The organism is Candidatus Njordibacter sp. Uisw_002 (genome assembly GCF_047730155.1).
Taxonomy (GTDB): Bacteria; Pseudomonadota; Gammaproteobacteria; order Pseudomonadales; family Balneatricaceae; genus Njordibacter.
Map to the genome: position 1 here is coordinate 275312 of NZ_CP159832.1, position 22379 is coordinate 297690.

At 44.3% G+C, this 22379-nt stretch carries 24 protein-coding genes; 10 read left to right on the forward strand and 14 right to left on the reverse strand.

The genetic code is table 11. The features are described 5' to 3' along the window. Positions 1 to 15 precede the first annotated feature (15 nt). From ABXT42_RS01320 to ABXT42_RS01340, 5 genes are read left to right on the forward strand one after another with little or no spacing between them, the layout of a single operon-like run. Positions 16 to 702, forward strand: a complete 687-nt coding sequence (locus ABXT42_RS01320) for an ABC transporter permease (RefSeq protein WP_443628586.1) — start codon at positions 16 to 18, stop codon at positions 700 to 702. After that, positions 702 to 1409 (forward strand): ABC transporter permease, encoded by a 708-nt coding sequence (locus ABXT42_RS01325; RefSeq protein WP_443628587.1) that lies wholly within the window; start codon positions 702 to 704, stop codon positions 1407 to 1409. The genes ABXT42_RS01320 and ABXT42_RS01325 overlap by 1 nt, the downstream gene beginning before the upstream one ends. After that, on the forward strand, positions 1396 to 2523 hold the full coding sequence (locus ABXT42_RS01330; RefSeq protein WP_443628588.1) for an NAD(P)/FAD-dependent oxidoreductase: 1128 nt from the start codon (positions 1396 to 1398) through the stop codon (positions 2521 to 2523). The genes ABXT42_RS01325 and ABXT42_RS01330 overlap by 14 nt, the downstream gene beginning before the upstream one ends. Then, positions 2504 to 2803: a (2Fe-2S)-binding protein gene (locus tag ABXT42_RS01335; RefSeq protein ID WP_443628589.1), complete on the forward strand. Its 300-nt coding sequence runs from the start codon at positions 2504 to 2506 to the stop codon at positions 2801 to 2803. The genes ABXT42_RS01330 and ABXT42_RS01335 overlap by 20 nt, the downstream gene beginning before the upstream one ends. Continuing rightward, a complete protein-coding gene (locus ABXT42_RS01340; RefSeq protein WP_443628590.1) occupies positions 2800 to 4185 on the forward strand; it encodes an FAD/NAD(P)-dependent oxidoreductase in 1386 nt (461 codons plus the stop codon). The genes ABXT42_RS01335 and ABXT42_RS01340 overlap by 4 nt, the downstream gene beginning before the upstream one ends. Before the next feature lie 6 nt (positions 4186 to 4191). Here the strand turns inward: ABXT42_RS01340 and ABXT42_RS01345 are convergent, their stop codons facing one another. The 9 genes from ABXT42_RS01345 to metK form a co-directional block, all read right to left on the reverse strand. Next, positions 4192 to 4785: a response regulator gene (locus ABXT42_RS01345; RefSeq protein ID WP_443628591.1), complete on the reverse strand. Its 594-nt coding sequence runs from the start codon at positions 4783 to 4785 to the stop codon at positions 4192 to 4194. Positions 4786 to 4896: 111 nt separating this feature from the next. Continuing rightward, the gene (locus tag ABXT42_RS01350) at positions 4897 to 6177 is read right to left on the reverse strand and encodes a dihydroorotase (protein ID WP_443628592.1); all 1281 of its coding nucleotides are present in this window, start codon (positions 6175 to 6177) and stop codon (positions 4897 to 4899) included. Next, complete coding sequence (locus ABXT42_RS01355) at positions 6174 to 7202, reverse strand: aspartate carbamoyltransferase catalytic subunit (protein WP_443628593.1); 1029 nt, start codon at positions 7200 to 7202, stop codon at positions 6174 to 6176. Before ABXT42_RS01355 ends, ABXT42_RS01350 begins: the two co-directional genes overlap by 4 nt. Continuing rightward, entirely contained in the window at positions 7186 to 7719 is a 534-nt protein-coding gene (gene pyrR / locus ABXT42_RS01360; RefSeq protein WP_443628594.1) for a bifunctional pyr operon transcriptional regulator/uracil phosphoribosyltransferase PyrR, read from the reverse strand. Before pyrR ends, ABXT42_RS01355 begins: the two co-directional genes overlap by 17 nt. A gap of 46 nt (positions 7720 to 7765) precedes the next feature. Next, positions 7766 to 8212 (reverse strand): Holliday junction resolvase RuvX, encoded by a 447-nt coding sequence (gene ruvX, locus ABXT42_RS01365; protein WP_443628595.1) that lies wholly within the window; start codon positions 8210 to 8212, stop codon positions 7766 to 7768. Further along, complete coding sequence (locus ABXT42_RS01370; protein WP_443628596.1) at positions 8205 to 8783, reverse strand: YqgE/AlgH family protein; 579 nt, start codon at positions 8781 to 8783, stop codon at positions 8205 to 8207. The genes ruvX and ABXT42_RS01370 overlap by 8 nt, the downstream gene beginning before the upstream one ends. Next, a complete protein-coding gene (gene gshB, locus ABXT42_RS01375; protein ID WP_443628597.1) occupies positions 8783 to 9742 on the reverse strand; it encodes a glutathione synthase in 960 nt (319 codons plus the stop codon). Before gshB ends, ABXT42_RS01370 begins: the two co-directional genes overlap by 1 nt. Before the next feature lie 26 nt (positions 9743 to 9768). Beyond that, on the reverse strand, positions 9769 to 10494 hold the full coding sequence (locus ABXT42_RS01380) for a 16S rRNA (uracil(1498)-N(3))-methyltransferase (RefSeq protein ID WP_443628598.1): 726 nt from the start codon (positions 10492 to 10494) through the stop codon (positions 9769 to 9771). Positions 10495 to 10497: 3 nt separating this feature from the next. After that, positions 10498 to 11667, reverse strand: coding sequence for a methionine adenosyltransferase (gene metK, locus ABXT42_RS01385; RefSeq protein ID WP_443628599.1), 1170 nt, complete (start codon positions 11665 to 11667; stop codon positions 10498 to 10500). Between the two features lie 329 nt (positions 11668 to 11996). On the opposite strand from metK, the gene ABXT42_RS01390 reads away from it, so the two are divergent. From ABXT42_RS01390 to fba, 5 genes are all read left to right on the forward strand, one after another. Further along, entirely contained in the window at positions 11997 to 12269 is a 273-nt protein-coding gene (locus tag ABXT42_RS01390) for a hypothetical protein (RefSeq protein WP_443628600.1), read from the forward strand. A gap of 276 nt (positions 12270 to 12545) precedes the next feature. After that, the gene (tkt, locus tag ABXT42_RS01395; RefSeq protein ID WP_443628601.1) at positions 12546 to 14540 is read left to right on the forward strand and encodes a transketolase; all 1995 of its coding nucleotides are present in this window, start codon (positions 12546 to 12548) and stop codon (positions 14538 to 14540) included. Positions 14541 to 14553: 13 nt separating this feature from the next. Further along, entirely contained in the window at positions 14554 to 15612 is a 1059-nt protein-coding gene (locus ABXT42_RS01400; protein WP_443628602.1) for a type I glyceraldehyde-3-phosphate dehydrogenase, read from the forward strand. Further along, positions 15609 to 16769, forward strand: a complete 1161-nt coding sequence (locus ABXT42_RS01405) for a phosphoglycerate kinase (protein WP_443628603.1) — start codon at positions 15609 to 15611, stop codon at positions 16767 to 16769. The genes ABXT42_RS01400 and ABXT42_RS01405 overlap by 4 nt, the downstream gene beginning before the upstream one ends. Before the next feature lie 72 nt (positions 16770 to 16841). Next, complete coding sequence (gene fba, locus ABXT42_RS01410) at positions 16842 to 17882, forward strand: class II fructose-bisphosphate aldolase (RefSeq protein ID WP_443628604.1); 1041 nt, start codon at positions 16842 to 16844, stop codon at positions 17880 to 17882. A 14-nt stretch (positions 17883 to 17896) separates the two neighbouring features. Here the strand turns inward: fba and panC are convergent, their stop codons facing one another. The 5 genes from panC to gluQRS form a co-directional block, all read right to left on the reverse strand. Further along, positions 17897 to 18751, reverse strand: coding sequence for a pantoate--beta-alanine ligase (panC, locus tag ABXT42_RS01415; protein WP_443628605.1), 855 nt, complete (start codon positions 18749 to 18751; stop codon positions 17897 to 17899). Between the two features lie 19 nt (positions 18752 to 18770). Next, on the reverse strand, positions 18771 to 19565 hold the full coding sequence (gene panB, locus ABXT42_RS01420) for a 3-methyl-2-oxobutanoate hydroxymethyltransferase (RefSeq protein WP_443628606.1): 795 nt from the start codon (positions 19563 to 19565) through the stop codon (positions 18771 to 18773). 36 nt (positions 19566 to 19601) lie between these two features. Beyond that, positions 19602 to 20084 (reverse strand): 2-amino-4-hydroxy-6-hydroxymethyldihydropteridine diphosphokinase, encoded by a 483-nt coding sequence (gene folK, locus ABXT42_RS01425; protein WP_443628607.1) that lies wholly within the window; start codon positions 20082 to 20084, stop codon positions 19602 to 19604. Beyond that, positions 20077 to 21432 (reverse strand): polynucleotide adenylyltransferase PcnB, encoded by a 1356-nt coding sequence (pcnB, locus tag ABXT42_RS01430; protein ID WP_443628608.1) that lies wholly within the window; start codon positions 21430 to 21432, stop codon positions 20077 to 20079. The genes folK and pcnB overlap by 8 nt, the downstream gene beginning before the upstream one ends. 73 nt (positions 21433 to 21505) lie before the next feature. Continuing rightward, positions 21506 to 22378 carry a tRNA glutamyl-Q(34) synthetase GluQRS gene (gluQRS, locus tag ABXT42_RS01435; protein WP_443628609.1) on the reverse strand — a complete coding sequence of 291 codons (873 nt, stop codon included), beginning with the start codon at positions 22376 to 22378 and terminating at the stop codon, positions 21506 to 21508. Position 22379: the final 1 nt, after the last annotated feature.

The following is a 22379-nucleotide window of genomic DNA, read 5'->3' on the forward strand; positions in this document are numbered from 1 at the left end:
CAGGCAATGAGTTTTATGTTAGATTTGCATGGCTATGGCTGGCTTTTATTTGACGGTTTACAATTGACTATCGCAGTAGGTCTTTGCGCAATGGTGGTTGCTGTTTTATTAGGTTTATTGGGCAGCTGGGGCAAACTAGCCCAAAATCGGTGGGCCAATTTCGCCGCCAATACTTACACCACTGTTATTCGTGGTGTGCCTGAACTTATTCTTTTATTGTTGGTGTACTTTGGTACACCAACACTGATTCAATCCATTGCTACCAGCATGGGTTATGACATACGTGTTGATATTAATCCATTCATTGCAGGCACGATAACCATCGGGTTTATCTATGGTGCCTTTTCTACAGAAGTTTTGCGTGGAGCTTTTCAAGCCATTCCTAAAGGCCAAGCGGAAGCCGCTAGAGCCATTGGCATGTCTAGTTTAAAGGTTTTTCAGCGTATTCTATTACCCCAAGCCTTGCGCTTTGCGTTACCTGGCTTAGGTAACGTTTGGATGGTGTTGATTAAAGCGACGTCGCTAATTTCCATTATTCAGTTGGACGAACTTATGCGTAAAACTAAGATTGCGTCCAATGCGACCCACGAACCTTTCACCTTTTACTTATTAGCGTCGTTTATATATTTAGGTATTACTTTAGTGTCAATGATGGTGCAAAAACGAGCTGAAATTTGGGCAAACAAAGGAGTGATGCGCTAATGGATTTCTCTATTGTATGGCAGTATTTACCAATGTTGTTGGAAGGTGCGTGGGTTACTTTGTGGATCACTGTAGTGAGTTTGATGATTGGTTTGGCCTTTGCTGTCCCAGTGTCTCTTGCTCGGTTATCTAATAATCCTTTCTTTTCATCCCCAGCCTACCTATTTGTATTGTACTTTCGAGGGACTCCTTTGTTAGTGCAAATATTTTTGATTTATTATGGTAGTGGTCAATTTAGGCATGAGCTCACTGACTTGGGATTATGGGGATTTTTTCGTGACCCATGGTTCTGTGGAATTTTAGCTTTAGTGTTAAATACCACAGCATATTCTGCAGAAATTTTTCGTGGGGCAATTAGTGCAGTGCCTCGCAATGATATTGAAGCAGGCCGCGCGTGTGGCATGTCTGGGTTATTACTGTTTCGTCGTATTACTATGCCAAAGGCATTTCGTATCGGTTTGCCGGCCTACGGTAATGAAGTCATTTTTTTATTACAAGCCACATCCCTTGTGTCCACTATTACCATTTTGGATTTAACAGGTATCTCTCGCCAACTTATCTCTAAGACTTTTGCAGTGTACGAGTTTTACCTCACAGCAGCCGCTATGTATTTAGTCATGACGTATGCACTGGTTTATTTATTTCGGATGTGGGAGAAGCGCTTAAGTGGGCACCTGCAAGAACGAGTTGTTAGTGAACCTCGTTGATCAGCAACTAGATCATTATGACTGGATCATCGTTGGAGGTGGTTTGGTTGGTGCATCAATTGCGTATGGGTTGATACAAAAAAAGCCCCATTTACGTATTTTGGTACTTGATGGCGAGGATACTGATCACCGTGCATCTGTAGGTAATTTCGGTCTCATTTGGGTGCAAGGCAAAGGCTTTGATTTCCCTGCGTATGCTAAATGGAGCCTTAAAGGAGCAGATTTGTGGCCTAATTTTGCTAATCAACTAAGCCAGACAAGCCACATAGATATTGCCTATGAAAGACGTGGGGGTTTGGAGTTTGCACTTAATCAGCGACAGCTTAAGGCCTTAAGTGAAGAAATGGCCGCCATGTCACACCATACTCAAGGTGATTTTCAATATACAGTATTAGATCGCAACGCTGCACTAGACATGCAACCTGGGCTGGGTGAATCTGTTGCTGGGGCGATATATAGCCCACAAGATGGTCAGGTTAACCCTTTATATCTTCTAGCGGCCTTACACAAAGCAAACCAACTGCTAGGAGTGAAGTATCAGCCTCGTTGTGTGGTTAAGCGTATAGAAGTGTTGGCGCAAGGTTTTGATGCTGACGGGTTTGTGGCTAAAAAAATAGTGCTTTGTGCAGGGTTGGACAATGAACGCCTAGGCAAACAGTTGGGTATGCACTTACCTGTGAACCCAGTCAAAGGACAAATGCTCATTACACAAAGAGCCACTCCAGGCACGCTAAAATATGCTTCCCCGCAGATGAGGCAAACTGGGGATGGCACTATTCAGATTGGAGGCTCACATGAGCATTCTGGTCTAGACGATCGCTCTAGCCTTGATGTGATGCAAACTATCGCTCAAGAGGCTGTAGCAGTGCTGCCAGAATTAGCCCAACTACAGTTGGTTCGGAGTTGGGGAGCTTTGCGAGTGATGTCTCCAGATGGAGCGCCCATTTACCAACGATCGCAAAATTATAAAGGTGCTTTTGGCGTATGTTGCCATAGTGGCGTTACTTTAGCAGCAGCTCATGCAGGCCCTTTATCTAGTTGGTTGCTGGACGATTCAAATGAAGACTATAAACTGCTAATAGAGGCGATGAATAATGACCGATTCACTGTTTAGTTGTTTGATTGAGAATCCCCTTCAGTGCACTGTGGTTGTTAATAATGTTGAACATCAAGTCCCTGCGCAACTTAGCGTGGCAGGGGCTTTGTTGTATCTTGGGCACCGACAAGTAAGGCAACACTCTGTAAGTGGCGAAGCTAGGGCACCTTTTTGTCACATGGGCGTGTGCTTTGAGTGTTTAGTTACCATTAACAAAGGACAGCAGCAAAGAGCGTGTTTGCAACAAGTGATGCCTAATATGCGTATTGATACGGTGACTAAAGAGTTGACCCAATGAATAAAATATATGACTACTTAATCATTGGTGCAGGGCCTGCAGGTATGGCTGGCGCAATAGAGGCCAGTAAAGCTGCGCTAAGTGTATTGGTGTTGGATCAAGCATCTAGTGCAGGTGGTCAAATCTATCGTAACTTAGGCCAAACTAAGCCACAGCAAGCTTTTGTTTTAGGGAACGATTATCTAGCAGGTAGGCCTTTATTAGCTGAATTTATGGCGGCCAATTGTGACTATAAACCGCAAGCTCAAGTGTGGCACATTGAAACTCATGAACAGGGTTTTATTGTGAGTGCTTTGATAAATGGGGAATCCACTACCTATGTGGCAAGCCATTTGTTATTAGCCCATGGGGCTATGGAAAGACCTATGGCTATACCAGGCTGGCATAAACCTGGAGTGATGACCGCTGGAGCTGGGCAAATTCTCTTGAAATCCTCTGGATTGTTACCTAAGGAGGTTGTTTTAGCGGGATCTGGGCCCCTATTATTATTGCTAGCACAGCAATATCGAGCGAGTGGCGTCACTATTAAGGCCTTACTTGATACGACGCCTAAAGCTAATTATTGGAGAGCATTGCCATGGTTAGTGGCGGGTTTAACAACGCCTAAGCAGTTGATTAAAGGCCTTTGGTTAACCTTGGCACAACGTATTAAGGTGCCTTATATTACAGGAGTATCTGATCTTCAAATTACTGGTGAGCACAGCGCCTGTGGTGTGCGTTATACAGTTGCTGGCACGGTGCATAACATAGCCTGCGAAGTGATCATGTTACATCAAGGGCTCATATCTGAGACGCAAATGGGGCAGTTGTTAGGCTGCAGCCAACGATGGAGTGACGTTAAGCAATGTTGGCATACACAAGTGGGTGCAGCAGGTCAGACCTCTGTTGCTAAAATACAGGTGGCAGGAGATGCTGGGGCCGTTGGTGGAGGTTATGTAGCTCAGCTACAGGGGCGTATAGCTGGCCTTACTAGGGCCCATAATGCTGGAAAAATACAAACAAGACAAATTAAAGTGCGCCTTATTTGGCTCAAACTTAGGGTTAAACAATTAAACTGGGCTCAAGGTTTGGTAGAGCGTCTGTATCAACCTGCAAAATGGCTTTCTAAGCCTAGTGGATGCACCATAGTATGTCGTTGTGAACAAGTCAGTGCAGCAACAATTACGTCTATTGCAAGCGCAGGGTGTGCTGGTGTAAACCAGCTTAAAGGCTTTACCCGTGCTGGCATGGGGCCATGCCAAGGGCGCCAATGTGGTTTAAATATGGGTTATTTGGTAGCCAATGCTCAAAATCGGCCTATGTCTAAAGTGCAGCCCTTGAGCGTAAGGCCCCCTTTAAGTCCTATTTCATTAGGCCAGTTAGCTAAGGGCACTGATTGGTAGCGTGACTTACTTTTTAATAGCCTGCATAACTAATTCTTTTAGCTGATCGACAGGTATAGGCTTATGTAGTACAGGCACATTTTTGGGTAAATGATTTGTCGTCACTTCTGCTTCGCCCAGTGCGGTTACAACAATTGGTGTGAGGTGATCATATTGAGGGTCATTTTCTAATCGCTCAATAATCGCGTAACCTTCAAGTTGCGGCATGTGTAAATCGGTAATCAGTACAGTGGGCTTAAACTCGCCAATCTTCACAAGAGCATCAATACCATTTGTTGCAGTTTTTATTTGCAAGCTAGGGAACCAACTATTGATCAACATCTGGTACAACAACAAGGTATCTTGATCCTCGTCTACAATAAGCACAACTTTCGAATTTTTTCTTTGTGTATTGTGCAAAGGTGTTTGCTTCTCGCGTTTTTCATCAAGTAACTGCTGCACTGACTCGACGCTAATGCGGCGATGCCCTCCAGCTGTTTTCCAAGCTTGTAGTGCACCACGTTCTACCCAAAGCTGCACTGAGCGCACAGATACGTTAAGTAATGTTGCAGCTTGACGAGTAGTGAGCTCCGTCATTGTAGTGAGGTCTATACGTTTCATTTGCAGCATTCACCTACGACAGTAATATCTGGATAATTTAATTTAGATATATCAAATTTACCATTTACTAATAGATAAAGTATATACACATCAAGGGAGATTTGAAAAAAATCATAAAGCGTAGCTTATTTGACCTTGTTTTAGTGTAAGTTTTACTCGTGCTTTGAGGGTTTGGTTGGCTAGTGCTTGATTAGTTCCATGGCTTAGCTGGCTAGCTTCATCAAGCGTCCACGAATGGTTTGGGTCTATCAAGGTAAGATTGGCACGCTTGCCGACAGTCAAGCCTGTGATTTCATTTTTGGCAATACTAGCGCTGTTGGAACTTAAGGCTACAATGGCGTGCATCCAAGTAAGCTCTCCTGCGTCTACTAAGGTTTGAATAAGAGGTACTAACATATCATATACAGCCATACCTGACTCAGTAGCGGCAAAAGGCGCGCATTTAGCTGCAGACTCATGGGGTTGGTGAGCAGAGCAAATAGCATCTATGGTGCCATCTTTAATACCAGCAACCAATGCTTCACGGTCTAACTCTTCGCGCAAAGGCGGTTGCACATGGTATTGGCTCCGGTAGCCCTCTATAGCCGAGTCAGTGAAGCAAAGATGAGCAATGCCTACATCTGCAGTTACTTTTATGCCCTGTGCTTTTGCCTGACGAATAAGTGCTACACCTTGGGCGCTAGAAAGTTGGTTAAAATGACCTTCTACACCCGTATGCTGCATTAGTTGTAAATGGCGGCTAATAGACAGGGTTTCAGCTATTACAGGTATGCCGTCTAAACCCATCCGTGTTGCCGTTGGGCCAGCATGCATATGCCCACCACCTAGTTTTTCATCTTGAGCTTGCACCAATACTTTTAAGCCAAAGGTGGCGGCATACTCATAACAACGCAGCAGCACGGTGTTATCTGATATATCAAAGCCTGCGTTGCTAAAGCCAATACAGCCAGCACGAGACAGAGACTCCATATTACTTAGCGCAGCACCTTTTAAGTCTTTTGTTAGGGCTGCTACTGGGAGTAAATCACAAAATCCTGCAGCCTCAGCTTTGCTTTTGATCAGGCTAATCACCGAGCCTGAGTCACTGCATGGCTGTGTGTCTGGGCTGGGGCATAAGTGAGTGAAGCCAGCACTGGCAGCTGCAAGGGTTTCACTGGCTATAGTGCCTTTTTGTATTTGATTTAAATCCCTTAAACATGTGTTTAGATCTACAAAGCTAGGGCTTAAAATCATGCCCTTAGCATTAACCTGTGTATCGACATGACCATCGAACGGTGTGTCAGTAAGATTGCCAATTATTTCGATGACCCCGTTCCTCACGAGGACATCCGCTACACAGTCAAGCGCTTGGTTAGGGTCTAAAAGGCGTGCGCCACGAATAATAATTCTCATATTTTTTTCTCCCCAATTAAGCTAGAAGATTGGCTAGCTTGGGTTTGACGCTGTTGCATTTGGCCACTCATAGCCATGGACATAACCGCCATGCGCAATGCGATACCATATCCTACTTGATTTAGAATCATAGACTGTGGGCCATCAGCCACCGCTGATTCAATTTCAATGCCACGATTGATCGGCCCTGGATGCATCACTATGGCATCAGGCTTGGCCTGCGACAAACGCGCTGTAGTGAGTCCGTATAAGCGAAAATACTCACCAGCAGAGGGCAGGAATGCGCTCGCCATACGCTCTGTCTGTAACCGCAGCATGATGATTACATCAGCGCCTGATATGCCGCTATCCATGTTGCTGTGGGTGGTAACCCCCATGTTTTCAATGCCTTGAGGCATAAGGGTGTTAGGCCCCACTAGGCGTATATCTTTACAGCCTAATGTTTTTAGCGCATGGATTTGATCTCGAGCTACTCTGGAGTGAGAGATGTCGCCCACTATGGCCACTGAAAGTGGTTCAAAGCGACCTTTATGGCGGCGAATGGTTAGCATGTCTAGCATGGCTTGGGTGGGGTGAGCGTGACGGCCATCTCCAGCATTGATAATGGCGACATTTGGAGTGACTTGTTCGGCAATAAAATGTGCCGCACCAGAATCACTATGGCGCACCACAAACATATCGCTGTGCATAGCGCGTAAATTTTGTAAGGTATCTAGTAAGCTTTCGCCCTTGCTAGTGGCGGAGGTCTTAATATCTAAGGTTAATACGTCAGCAGATAAACGTTTGGCAGCAAGCTCAAAGGTGCTTCTTGTGCGAGTGGAATTTTCAAAAAATAAATTTACTACTGTCCTGCCACGCAGAAGAGGCACTTTTTTTATCTCTTGATTGCCTACTACCACAAAGGAATCAGCAGTATCTAGAATGCGCTCTAACATAAGGCGGTCTAACCCTTCTGGGGTTAAGAAATGGCGTAATTCGCCGTGCTCGGTGAGTTGTAAATTAGATGAATCACTCATGGTTAGCATGCTCTATGATAGATAGTTGAAGAGTTTCAGGCCCTTCAAGTTGCAAATACTGCCCTGGGGCCAAGTCTAATGTAAGCGCGCACGCATCGGCTTGGATGGGGAGTTCCCTTTGGTTAACGCAGCATAAGGTGATCAATTTTATGCTAGCAGGCCTTCCAAAATCAAACAATTCATTCATGGCTGCACGCACTGTGCGGCCACTCATTAAGACATCATCTACTAGCAATATATGCCGATCGTTAATGTTAAAGGGTAAGGATGAAGGGCGAACTAGAGGGTGAAGTCCATTCTTAGAAAAGTCGTCTCTATAAAAGGCGATGTCTAGTTCTCCAAAAGGAGTTTGAAGGTGATTTGCAAGCACCTTAGCTAGCCATACACCACCGGTGTGAATGCCTACAACAAGAGGCTGTTCTATGTTTTGAGTAGTAAGTAAATTATCTACTTGATCTAATAAATTGCTAACAAGGGCGGGAGTATCTGCCAATTCTGGGTATTTTGGGGTGCTTGAAGCTCCCATTGCGATTCCTCTTTGTCAGTTTATACAGGCTTATCCTAGTGGCTATTTAAAAAGGCACGGTTGATAAACGGTGTTCAGTTTCACTAAACCAGCTTTGGAGTATTAGCGCAGCGGCAATGCCGTCCACTCCATGTTTTTTCCAATCTGTGCCACCACCGCTTTGAAGGTGCTCTTGTTTTGCGGCTTGGGTGGAAAGCCTTTCATCAACCAAATAACAAGGGCAGTCAAAGCGTGCACTAATTCGGTTTGCAAATTTCCGCGCTCTGATTGCCATCTCGCTAATAGAACCGTCCATATTATACGGAATTCCTACTACAAATGCTTGTGCATGCCATTCGTTGACTAAGGCATCTAATATTTGCCAATTAGGAATGCCGTCTTTGGCACTTATCGGTGCCATTACAATGGGCTGAGTGTTTGGGTTGCTTGCAAAAGCTGCCCCGATACGTTTGGTGCCAAAGTCAAAGCTTAGCAAATTGATAGGCTTATCCATGGCCGATTTTGGTCGAAATTAGGTTAATGTCGATGCCAAGAGAGTCGGTTGCAGCTTGGAAACGATCTTCTGGCGCCATATTAAACATTATGTCAGCGTCAAACGGGCAGCATAACCAAGCGTTGTCAGCCAACTCTTGCTCTAATTGCCCAGGCCCCCAGCCAGCGTATCCTAATGCTATCAAGCTATGCTCTGGCCCAGCAGAGTGGGCAATGTCATCAATGACATCGGAAGAGGTGGTGAGGCATAAGTCTTCAGATACACGAATGCTGGAGGTCCACTCTTTGTTACTTAAAGGGGTGTGTAATACAAAGCCATGTTCTGGCTGCACTGGCCCGCCAGCAAATATGATTTGCTCTGCGTCAGTGACATTGAGATCTGAGATGTTAAGCTGGGGCAATATATCAATAAATTCGATGTTATTGGCCCTGTTTATTACTAACCCCATAGCGCCCTTTTCATTATGCTCGCAGATATAAACCAAGCTACGAACAAAATTTTCATCTTCCATTTGTGGCATTGAAATGAGCATAAAATTATGTAAATTGTTATCGCTTGGTTTTGTAGTCACTAAACACTCCTTGTGGATAATAATTGACTTATATGCTGCATTAGCACGCTAGCAATATTAGAACCTGTTTGGTCGTCAATTTCACGGATGCAGGTAGGGCTGGTGACGTTAATTTCTGTGAGGCTGTCACCAATGACATCAAGGCCTGCAAAGTGTATTTCTTTAGCTCTAAGTACAGGGCCAATTTGTTCACAGATCCAGCGGTCACGATCAGTTAGTGGCCTTGCTACACCAGAGCCACCAGCAGCTAAGTTTCCTCGGGTTTCACCAGAAGATGGGATGCGGGCTAAAACATGATCTACCGGATACCCATTAATCATTAAAATGCGTTTGTCTCCATCTTTAATTTCTGGCAAATAACGTTGTGCCATAATTTGTTGTTGGCCAAACTCAGTAAGAGTTTCAATAATAACATTAAGGTTAGGTTCGTCTTTGCGTGCGCGGAAAATAGACGCGCCGCCCATGCCGTCAAGAGGTTTAAAGATGACATCTTCATGGAGTGTATGGAAGGCTTTGAGTACACCAGCATCACTAGCAACCAGAACCTCTGGACAACATTCAGGAAATTGTGTGGCAAATAGTTTTTCGTTGCAGTCACGCAAGCTTTGAGGTTTGTTGATAATCAACGCCCCTGCTTCTTCTGCCTGGCTAAGTAGATAAGTGGTGTGTAAAAAGTCGGTGTCAAATGGAGGGTCTTTGCGCATTAATATGACGTCAAGATCTCCCAGAGCCTGGGGTTGTTGTATGCCTAGAGAATAAAAGTGGGCTGGGTCGCGCATGACTTTTAGCTCACACATAAGCCCCATAGCAACACCTTGCTGTGCATATAGGTGTTGGGGTTCCATATAAAATAACTCCCAACCCAAATCTTGTGCTGCCCACAACATAGCTAGTGAGCTGTCTTTTTTGTAGTTAATGTTGTGGATCGGGTCCATCACAATGCCAAGGCGTATGGTCATGGGTTTTATGTCTCAATTAATAAGAATTAAAGATCGCCCCAAACATATTGCAGTAATGTTAAAGCTGCTAGGGGTGCTGTTTCTGTGCGCAGTATGCGTGGGCCCAAATTTAACCCAGTATAGCCTTGTGCTTGTGCTTGCTCAACTTCTTGATCAGTGAGGCCGCCCTCTGGGCCAATGAGCAAGGCACAGCTTGCTGGCGTGTCTTGTGATGCTAAGGGTTGGGTTTGGTGTGGGTGCAATACTAGCTTGCTTTGGGCTTGGGTATGTTCAAGCCAATCATTTAATAATGTGGGAGGGTAAATATGGGGAATGTCTATGCGACCACTTTGCTCGCAGGCGCTAATGGCAATTTGTTGCCAATGTGTAAGACGTTTAGCTTGGCGTGCAGCATCTAACTTTACTTCACAGCGATTACTAAAAAGAGGTGTAATTTCATTCACCCCAAGCTCTGTCGCTTTTTGAATAGCGTAGTCCATGCGTTCGCCGCGAGACATCACCTGGCCTAGATGAGTGTGCAATGAAGAGGCGGGTGGGCCAGGTAAGTAAGAGTTCACAAACACGCAAACATACTTTTTGCTTATACTTGTAATGTGAGCACTTACTTGCTCTGCAAGGCCATTAAAAATGATTACTTCTTGCTTCTCCTGCATGCGGAGAACCTTGCCTATATAATGACTAGCAGCGGCTTCAAGAGTGATTATTTGCTCTAATGGCAGCAGTTGCGGTGAATATAGGCGAGGAATACGCAATGTTTATAAACCGGCAGCTTTACGTAAAATTTCAGCTTTGTCTGTGTATTCCCAAGTAAAATTTGGATTTTCACGACCAAAGTGGCCATAGGCAGCAGTGTCACGATAAATAGGGCGCTTTAGATTTAACATATCCACCAAGCCTCCCGCATTAAGGTTAAAGTGTTCACGCACTAGGGCTTCAATAGCCATGTCGCTGATCTTACCGCTACCAAACGTATTGAGACTAATAGAAGTGGGCTGTGATACACCAATAGCGTATGAAATTTGAATTTCACAACGATCAGCTAATCCAGCTGCGACGATATTTTTAGCCACATAGCGGCCAGCATATGCTGCACTGCGATCAACTTTCGAGGGGTCTTTACCAGAGAATGCGCCACCACCATGGCGAGCCATGCCACCATATGTATCTACAATAATCTTACGCCCAGTTAAACCACAATCGCCTACAGGGCCGCCAATAACAAAATTACCTGTTGGATTAATGTGATATTTAGTGTCTTCTGTAAGCCAGTGTGCGGGTATTACTGGGCGAATAATGTGTTCCATCACGCCTGCACGAAGGCTTTCTAAATCAATATCAGGGCTATGTTGAGTAGATAACACGACCGCATCTATAGATAAAGGTTTGCCGTCAGCACCGTAACGAAATGTAAGTTGGCTTTTAGCGTCTGGACGCAGCCAAGGTAAAGTGCCGTCTTTTCGCACTTTCGCCTGCTGCTGCATTAAGCGATGAGCATAATGAATCGGCGCAGGCATAAGGCTTTTGGTCTCATTGCTGGCATAACCAAACATTAGGCCTTGATCGCCAGCGCCTTGTTCTTTGTTGTCGTCAGTATTTTGGTCCACACCCATTGCTATATCTGAAGACTGCTTACCAATTGCGTTTAAAATAGCACAAGAGGCGCCGTCAAAGCCCATTTCAGAGGACGTGTAGCCGATGTCTGTGATCACTTCGCGCACCAAATCTTCTATATCTACCCAAGATTTAGTTCGCACTTCACCTGCCACTAAAACCAAACCAGTTTTAATAAGGGTTTCAACTGCAACACGGGATTCGGGGTCTTTCTCCAGCATGGCATCTAGGATGGCATCGGAAATTTGGTCGGCGATTTTATCAGGGTGTCCTTCGGACACTGATTCGGAGGTAAATAGAGTGTATTGGTTCATAACCATGCCTCGTAATTGAATACTAATCGACGCTTTACAGACATCGTTAGCAGTGACTTAATTACCAGCCTAGAACATTGTTCTGGCGAGTGCCTATGGCTTTGCTTAATGCTCAAACATGACATGGCAAAACCGAACGTATTATAGGCTATGGCTAGATAGATTGCATAGCTAATTGCAGTCAATATTGTGTAAAAGTGCATTGGCTGACGCGGCTCTTTAAGAGGGTACAGCCAAATATTTAACCCGTTGTGTGATTTAGAAATTCACATCAATTCATAGTAGGATGTTATAATTAACGGGTTGCGATTATCAATAAGGAGTTATACGTGAAAGACAAAGGGTTTTCAGCCTGGGCTGTATCAAGAGCAAAGGGTAGAAATAGATACATATTTTTTAATGGCGTTCTTTTATACGGTATTCCGATGTTTATCTTTTCCGCTTTCATTATTAATAAGCCCCTTGAAGGTGGGTACGTAGCTTCTAGCATAGCCCAAAGCTTGGGTATTTGGCTGTTCGCTGGCATGGTGATTGGGATAAACACTTGGTTTAACAATGAGCGCCAATACCGCAAGGCTATAAAGGCTCGAGAAGAGTTATAACTATAGTTGGGTTTATTGACTGTCAATAACGCATAGGCTTCTAGACCATAAGTCATTTTGATTATGGGCGGCTATTTAAAAACCAGATTAACTATTTTATTAATCTAATACCTGATTCTGCCTAAAAAAACACTCAGATTGAACCTTAGCAAGTACTAATTACGCTAAATGAGAGTTAATCCTTTAAGAATGCCATATCTTGATTGTGTATGAGGCCTTAGTAAGGGAAAATACACGCCATAATTTAGTGTATTTAACCCTTTGAAGGAACCTTTCATGCCTACACGTCGCGATTTAGCTAATGCCATTCGAGCTCTTAGTATGGACGCCGTACAACAAGCTAATTCTGGTCATCCAGGAGCCCCTATGGGAATGGCTGATATCGCTGAAGTTTTATGGAATGATTTTATAAATCATAATCCAGCTAACCCAGAGTGGTTAAACCGCGATCGTTTTGTATTATCCAATGGCCATGGATCTATGTTGCTTTATTCATTGCTGCATCTTAGTGGCTATGACTTGTCTATTGATGATGTGAAAAACTTTCGCCAGCTTCATTCCAAAACGGCAGGTCACCCTGAATATGGCTACGCACCAGGTATTGAAACTACCACAGGGCCTTTGGGCCAGGGTATTACTAATGCGATAGGTATGGCTTTGGCCGAAAAAACCCTAGCTGCTCAGTTTAACCGTTCAGGCCATGAGATTATTGACCATCACACCTACACTTTCTTAGGTGATGGATGTTTGATGGAAGGTGTTTCCCATGAAGCCTGTTCTTTAGCGGGCACCTTAGGCCTAGGTAAGTTGATTGCGTTTTATGATGACAACGGTATCTCTATTGATGGCGAAGTAGAGGGTTGGTTTACTGACGATACACCTAAACGTTTTGAAGCCTATGGTTGGCAAGTGTTGCCTGCTATTGATGGCCATGATGCAGATGCATTGTTTGCTGCTATTGAAGAAGCCAAGGCTAATACGGATCAACCTACACTCATATGTTGTAAAACGATTATTGGTTTTGGTTCGCCCAACAAAGAAGGCAAAGAAGACTGTCATGGCGCGCCGTTAGGTGCAGATGAAATTGCCTTAACCCGAAAGGTGTTGGGTTGGAGTCATGGTTCGTTTGATATACCTGCTGATATTTACGAGCAATGGAATGCCCGTGATACAGGTGATGACGCAGAACAAATTTGGAACGCTGCATTTACTGAATATCATCAAGCCCATCCAGAATTGGCCACTGAATTGTTACGTCGTGTAGCAGGTGATTTACCAGCAGATTTTGACACTCAAGCACAAGCCTATATTCACCAGCTGCAAGACCAAGGCTCTAATATTGCTAGCCGTAAAGCATCACAAAATACGATCAATGCATTTGGCCCGTTGTTACCAGAATTGTTAGGCGGTTCAGCAGACCTTGCAGGGTCTAACTTAACTAAATGGTCTGGCTCTAAAGGCATCACTAAAGAAGACGCTAGTGGCAACTATGTGTATTACGGTGTGCGTGAATTTGCTATGTCTGCCATGATGAATGGTATGGCTTTACATGGTGGATTTATCCCTTACGGCGCCACCTTCCTAGTGTTTATGGAATACGCCCGTAATGCAGTGCGTATGGCGGCATTGATGCGTCAACGTGTGTTGTTTGTGTATACTCACGACTCGATAGGTTTGGGTGAAGATGGCCCAACACATCAGCCAGTTGAACAAATTGCTAACTTACGTTTAACGCCTCATTTAGATACATGGCGCCCATGTGACACAGTAGAATCTGCAGTGGCATGGAAAACATCTATACAGCGTACAGACGGGCCCTCAGCTTTAATCTTTTCGCGCCAAAATTTGCCTCACCAGCATCGTGATGAGGTTGTGTTGGCCAATGTCGCCCGTGGTGGATACATTTTACAAGATTGTGATGGTACTCCAGAAGCTATTATTATTGCCACGGGTTCAGAAGTAGGCATTGCTCAACAAGCTACAGATGCTCTTGCAGCTGCTGGCCACAAAGTACGTTTGGTATCTATGCCATGTACTGAACTATTTGAACGTCAAGACGCAACTTATCAGGCATATGTTCTGCCTGCATCTGTCACTGCCCGAGTTGCTGTGGAAGCTGCTCATGCAGACTACTGGTACAAGTATGTGGGCTTAGGTGGCAAGGTCATTGGGATGACAGATTTTGGTGCGTCTGCTCCGGCCAGTGAGTTGTTCGAAATGTATGGCTTTACGGCACAGAACATTACAACGACAGTCATTGAGTTATTGTAGTTGGCTGACGATAATGACTAACCCTAAACGCATTGCGATCAATGGTTATGGTCGCATTGGGCGTGCAGTTCTTCGAGCTATAGTAGAACGTGACCTGCAACATCAGTTGCAAGTGGTTGCGATTAATGACTTAGGTATCGCTGAATCTGTGGTATATGAAACTCGCTATGACTCCGTACATGGTGCGTTTCCAGCTACAGTAGAGCCTACAAATACAGGTATGCGAGTTACTTCCAAATGCAGTGCCATTGATATTGATTTGCTGCAAGTTGGTGATGCTTGTGCATTACCTTGGAGCGAGTTAGGCATTGACTTAGTAATGGAATGTTCTGGCAAAATGAGCGAGCGAAAGCTTGCTCAGCAACACATCAATTGTGGTGCAAAAAAAGTATTAATTGGCGCAGCTGCAGGTACTGATGTAGATCTTACGGTGGTGTATGGCATTAACCATGATCTTATTAAACCTTGGCATAACATTATTTCCAATGCGTCATGCACTACCAACTGCATGGCCCCGGTACTTAAACCTTTGTACGATGCTATTGGTATTGAAGATGGTCTAATGACCACCATCCATGCCTATACTAATGGTCAGGTACTCACCGATACTGTGATTGATAAAACCGATTTGAGACGCGGCCGCTCAGCAACTCAATCAATGATTCCCACGTCTACCCATGCCACTGAAGCGTTAGGTTGGGTATTACCAGAGCTAGCAGATAAAATTACCGGCATCTCTATGCGAGTCCCCACGATCAACGTCTCTGTAGTGGATTTGGTTTTTCGTCCCAGCCGTGACGTGACCGTTGCTCAAGTGAATCAAATTATTGCAGATGCAGTGGCTAAAGATCGCTATGACGTGTTGGGCTACAATCAACAACCCTTAGTATCAATCGATTTTAATCATTGTTCAAAATCTGCGACCTTTGACGCTACTCAAACCATGAAAATGGGGAAATTAATTAAAATTTTAGCTTGGTATGATAATGAATGGGGCTATGCTAACCGTATGATTGATGTTGCTTTATCCATGCTAGAAACAGAACCACTCACACCTAAGGAAGCACCATGACCATCATTAAGATGACCGAATTAGATTTACGTGGCCAGCGAGTGTTGATTCGCGAAGACCTTAATGTACCAATTAAAAACGGCGTTATCTCTAGTGATGCTAGATTGAGAGCAGCTTTGCCTACTATTAAAATGGCATTGCAGTTAGGGGCCAAACTGATGGTGACGTCTCACCTAGGTCGTCCCCAAGAAGGTGTTTATGATGAACAGTTTTCTTTGGCGCCAGTAGTTGATTATTTGGCGCAAAAACTACAGTGCAGTGTGCGCCTTCAAAAAGATTGGCTAGAGCATGTTGACATTGGAGAAGGTGAATTAGTGCTTTTGGAAAATTGCCGATTTAACGTAGGTGAAAAAGCCAATGATGATATTTTATCTAAAAAAATGGCAGCCCTATGTGATATTTATGTCAACGATGCATTTGGCACTGCGCACCGAGCTCAGGCGAGTACACATGGTATTGCCAAGTTTGTAAAAATAGCCTGTGCGGGGCCTTTATTAGTGGCTGAGCTGGATGCATTAGGCAAGGCTTTAGATAATCCCCCAAGGCCGTTGGTGGCCATTGTTGGTGGCTCCAAAGTGTCAACTAAGCTCACTGTTCTGGAAACTCTATCAGACAAGGTAGATCAGCTGATTGTGGGTGGCGGTATAGCTAATACTTTCTTGGCAGCGGCAGGCTTTGGAGTGGGCAAGTCTTTGTATGAGCCTGGTTTAGTGGCTAACGCAAAGGCCCTCATGGAAAAAACATCTATTCCTTTGCCAACGGATGTTGTGACAGCCAAAGAGTTTAGTGAAAATGCCGTAGCTACTACCCAAAGTGCTAAAGATGTGGCTGCAGATGATATGATCATGGACGTAGGCCCAGATACGGCACGTCATTTAGCTAGCATTCTTAAAGATGCCGGTACAATTATATGGAATGGTCCTTTAGGTGTGTTTGAATTTGATCAGTTTGGTGGGGGTACTCAAGCATTGTCTTTAGCCATTGCCGCATCGCCAGCATTTTCTATTGCAGGTGGTGGTGATACATTAGCTGCTGTAGACAAGTATGAAATTGCTCAAAAAGTGTCTTACATTTCCACAGGAGGTGGTGCATTCCTTGAGTTTGTAGAAGGCAAAGAATTACCAGCAGTAGCCATTTTAGAACAACGTGGTTTGTAATTAGAAGTTAAGTTAACTTTAGGTTAATTTAAATTAACGTACCTGCATAGATAAATAGAACGGAGAACTCTTATGGCTTTAGTTAGCATGCGTCAATTATTGGATCACGCCGCAGAACATAGTTACGGCATTCCTGCTTACAATGTAAATAACCTTGAGCAGATGCGAGCTATTATGCAAGCTGCAGATGCCACGGATAGCCCAGTGATTGTGCAAGCCTCTGCAGGTGCTCGCAAGTATGCAGGGTCAAACTTTTTAAAGCACCTTATCTTAGCTGCTATTGAAGAGTTTCCACATATTCCAGTGTGCATGCATTTAGACCATGGTAATTCTGCTCCTACATGCCAACGCGCTATCGCTATGGGTTTTTCTTCAGTGATGATGGATGGTTCTTTAGGCGAAGATTCTAAAACGCCAACAGACTTTGAATATAACGTAGATGTAACCAGGCGAACAGTTGAGATGGCTCATGCATGTGGCGTTTCTGTTGAAGGAGAGCTAGGTTGCTTAGGCTCTTTGGAAACAGGTGAAGCCGGCGAAGAAGACGGTGTAGGTGCAGCAGGTAAGCTAACACTAGAACAAATGCTAACAGACCCAGATGAAGCCGTAGATTTCGTCGCTAAAACTAACGTAGATGCCTTAGCTATTGCATGTGGCACTAGCCATGGAGCCTATAAATTTACTCGCCCACCAACTGGCGATATTTTAGCCATAGATCGTATTAGAGACATTCATAGCAAAATTCCAAACACCCACCTGGTGATGCATGGCTCGTCTTCTGTGCCTCAGGACTGGCTTGCTGTGATTAATGAATTTGGTGGCGATATTCCAGAGACCTATGGAGTCCCTGTAGAGCAGATTGTTGAAGGTATTAAGCACGGGGTGCGTAAGATAAATATTGATACTGATTTACGCTTAGCTTCCACTGGAGCAGTGCGTCGTTTCTTAGCTGAGAATCCTAGTGAGTTTGATCCACGTAAGTTTCTTACTGTCACTATGAGCGCTATGCAGGGCTTATGCCATGCTCGTTATGAAGCTTTTGGTTCAGCAGGTAACGCGAGTAAAATTCGCCCTATAAGTCTAGAAAATATGGCGCATATGTACGGGCTTTAATACGTATACCGCGGTTATGGTGTTAAGGTCAAACGTATATTGTCTATGAGCCTTGCTTTACCTAAATACGCCGCCGCAACGATCACTAGATGTGTGTCATCAGATGTTGCAGGCTGCAAATCATCTTGACGACAAATTTTGAAGTAGTCACGTGTAAAGCCAACTGATTCCAGTTGGCATTGCGCGTGTTCTGCTAGCTTGTCAAAAGTTTTTTGTCCACTTTCAAGAGCTAATCTACACTCTATTAAGCAGCGGTAAAGATGTGCTGCTTGGTCTAATTCGATAGCACTCAAATAACCATTTCTTGAGCTTAAGGCTAAGCCGCTTTCGGCTCGCGCTATAGGCGCACCTATAATTTTCACGGGTAAGCAAAGGTCATTAGTAAACTGCTTAATGACTAAAAACTGTTGAAAGTCTTTAAGGCCAAAGATAGCCACATCCGGCTGTACGATACCAAATAATTTACTCACTACTGTGGCTACACCAGTAAAGTGCCCTGGCCGACTAGCACCGCACAAAAGTTGATCTAGATGTGGCACTTTTACTACAGTAGAGCTAATGTTAGTAGCGGGGTACATCTCTTCCACGCTAGGTGCAAATAATACATGACAGCCACGGCTCATTAACTTCTCTTGATCTGCAATAAAAGTGCGAGGGTAGCCGTTAAAGTCTTCACCTGGGCCAAATTGTAGAGGGTTAACAAAAATGCTTGCAACCACCAAATCTGCTTCTTCTAATGCACGATCAATGAGCTGTAAATGCCCTTCATGGAGGTTGCCCATAGTAGGTACAAAAGCGATGACTTTATGCTCTAACTTAGCTTTCCAAAGGTAGCTGCGTAGCTGACTAATACTGTCGATGGTTTGCATAGATATAGTCGCCCAAAAGTTAACTAAAGCAGTGTTCTGAGGCAGGAAAAGAGCCAGATTTTACTTCCAAAACATAGGCTTCTAATGCACTGAGTACATCACCCTCTTGTTTTAAGAAGTTTTTTACAAAACGGGCAGGTTTACCGGATGTTATTCCTAACATGTCATAAATAACAAGGACTTGTGCATCCGTATCAGGCCCAGCACCTATGCCAATAACAGGCACAGAAACAGCCTGTGTAATGGCTTTACCTAAACTGCTAGGCACGCATTCTAATAAAATCATACTGGCCCCAGCAGCTTCTAATTCAACTGCTTCATTGAGTAACTTAGTGGCCTGCTCTGGAGTCTTACCTTGTACCCGATAACCGCCAAGCTTATTTACAGCTTGAGGGGTAAGGCCTAAGTGGGCACATACTGGAATCCCTTGCTCATAGAGCTTACTAACAGTGTCACTAAGCCAAAGTCCACCTTCTAGTTTCACGATTTGAGCGCCAACTTGCATCAAGTCTGTAGCGTTTGACATGGCTTGTTCGATAGTGCGGTAACTCATAAAGGGCATATCAGCCATAATCAAACTGTGACTATTACCCGCTGCCACACATCGAGTGTGGTATACCATCTGTTCCATGGTTACAGGCAAAGTGGAGTCGTGACCCTGTAAAACCATGCCTAGGGAGTCACCCACTAGTATGATATCTATGCCTGCTTGATTCACTCGTTGAGTAAAACTTGCGTCGTAGCTGGTAATGCACGTGGCTTTTTCGCCAGCTTTTTTCAGGCCTGTAAGACTATGTAGTGTAGTTTTGGGCATGGTTGTTAGCTCGCTATGGTTAGGTATGGCAATGGGTTAAGCGTCAACACAGATCAAACCATCTATTGGGCACTGCTGCAAGAGGTGTTGCAATGGCATGCCATTAGGAAGTATAAGCGCTGGGCAAATTTCTAACAAAGGACCGATGACAAAATCACGCCGACACATTTGTATGTGTGGCACGCTCAGGCGGGGTTGTTCAATAATTTGATTGCCAAATAGTAATATATCTAAATCTAGCGTACGCGGGCCCCAATGGCGCTCACGCACTCGCTGGTGTTGCTGCTCTATGGCTTGAAGTTCGTCTAATAGAGCTAAAGGTTCAAGAGCAGTGGTAATCAAAGCAACGGCATTAATAAAGTCATCTTGATCTTGAGGCCCTATCGGTTTGCTCAAGTAAAGCTTAGACGCTAGTAATACATGACTTTGAGGCAGCTCTTTTAAGTCTTTTAAGGCTTGTCGAATGTGGTCTTTAGGGTAATCTAAATTGCTACCTAAACCAATGTATACATTAACCATCTTCGTTCACTTTGGGCTTTTTCGGAGCACGTTTTTTAGGTGCAGGTTTACCTAGTTCTTTCGTCATTTGTTCACGTCTTTCGACACTAGCAAATTGGTATTCTGTCCACCATTCGCCTAGGTTATCTAGGTTTTCACCACTAGCTTCACGCAATAATACAAAGTCATAAGCAGCTCTAAAACGCTTATTTTCCACTAATTCTGCAGCTTTATTACCATGGCGCCTAGGGAGTCTTAGCTGCATGTCCCAAATTTCTTTCATGGGTGTGCTAAAGCGTCTTGGAATAGAAGTGCGCTTAACTTGCTGTAATATGACATCTTGTGCTGCTTGGTGCATAGCAGGTATTGGCGGCATATTACGAATTTGAGATAGGCGTTGTTGTAGAGGATGCCATAGCAAGGCAGCAAATAAATAAGCAGGCGTTACACTCTTACCTTGAGCAATTCTCTCGTCTGAATTTCGCAGGGCTAAAACCACAAACTCTTCCACTTGATACTCTGGTGTTTCATCATTTTCAATGGCTGCATCTGTTGCGGGGAATAAACACTTAAATAAATCATAATCGCGCAGCAAATAATATGTCTGTTCACCATTGCCAGATAACAATAGTTTTAATACCTCTTCAAACATACGTGCTGCAGGAATAGGCTCTAATAAATGACCAAGGGTATGCATAGGTTCCGCAGTAGCAGACTCAATTTCAAAGTCTAGTTTGGCAGCAAATCGAATGGCTCTTAGCATACGCACTGGGTCTTCTCTGTAACGTGCTTGAGGATCACCAATCATACGAATACTACGTTTTTCTATATCGTCAATGCCGCCTGCGAAATCATGAATAGTGAAGCCGTTAATGTTGTAATACATGGCGTTGATCGTAAAGTCTCTGCGCATAGCATCATCATCTACAGTGCCATAAACATTATCACGCAACAGCATGCCACTTTCAGATTGCTTGGCTTGGTTGCTATTTTCGCTGCTTAAGTGGCTGGCTCTAAAGGTAGCCACTTCAATGACTTCACGGCCAAAACGTACGTGTACAAGGCGAAAGCGTCGACCAATAAGGATCGAGTTTCTGAATAATTTATGGACTTGTTCTGGGTGCGCATCGGTTGCGATATCAAAATCTTTGGGTTGTTTGCCCAACAGAATATCGCGAACACCACCACCGACCAAAAAGCCTTGGTAGCCTGCATCTTTTAAACGATAAAGCACTTTAAGCGCGTTGTCGCTAATGTCACGGCGAGAAATGTCGTGCTCATCTCTGGTAATTATAGTGGGGCCTGTTGGCGCAGCAGCTGCCGGCTGGTCACCTTTAACCATGTTAACCAGCTTAGAAATAAAACCCATAGGAAGTCTTCGACTCAGTTCGGTGGAAAATCAAAAAATAATTCTAGCGCGCATTCTACCACTGCCTTGCTAGCTAGACAAAGGCAATAGGGTCTTGCATGCGTTTGGGAACCTTTGCGATGTCCCATTGAGTTATTGCCCAGGCTAATTGCTCTGTTACAGGGGCTTGGCGCAAGCTACATGGAGCGATTTGCCCTAAACGCTCTAACGCCTGCGACAATAATGCAGGTGCCTGTGATAAATCTAATGCTGCTGCTAAATTTTGCTTGCTAAGTTTTTGCCCTTGGTTATTAGTAATTATAGGCAAGTGTCCATAGACGGGTTGGTGATAACCCAAGCAACTTTGTAGCCAAGCTTGGCGAGGGGTTTGTTGGTAGAGGTCACTACCACGGATCACATGGCTAATTTTTTGCTCAGCGTCATCGACAACCACAGCCAATTGATAGGAGAATAGTTGATCTTTGCGCTGTACTACAAAGTCGCCTACTTCATCAGCTAGATGTTGTGTTTGGGGCCCAATAATAGTGTCATCTATAGTTACATTTATGCGCGGTGGTGTAATTTTTAGCGCGACATCTTTTTGAGATGGGGGAGAGTTTAAGCAAGGACACAGATAAAGTGGATTGGTTTGAAATTGAGCTCGACTGCAGCTACAGGGGTAAATTCTGTCTTGTTTTTTTAATTTTTCTAACGCCTCAAGATAGGCGCTTTGACGCTGGCTTTGAAACATTAGCTGCCCATCCCAATGCAATCCAAAGGTGTCTAAACAACAAAGGATAGCATCTACAGAGCCTGGGACAGTGCGTGGTGGGTCTAAGTCTTCTATACGAACCAACCAGGAACCGTTATTAGCACGAGCATCTAGGTAGCTGGCAACAGCAGCCACTAGAGATCCAAAATGTAAGGCGCCGCTTGGCGTTGGAGCAAAGCGGCCTACATAGTTCATG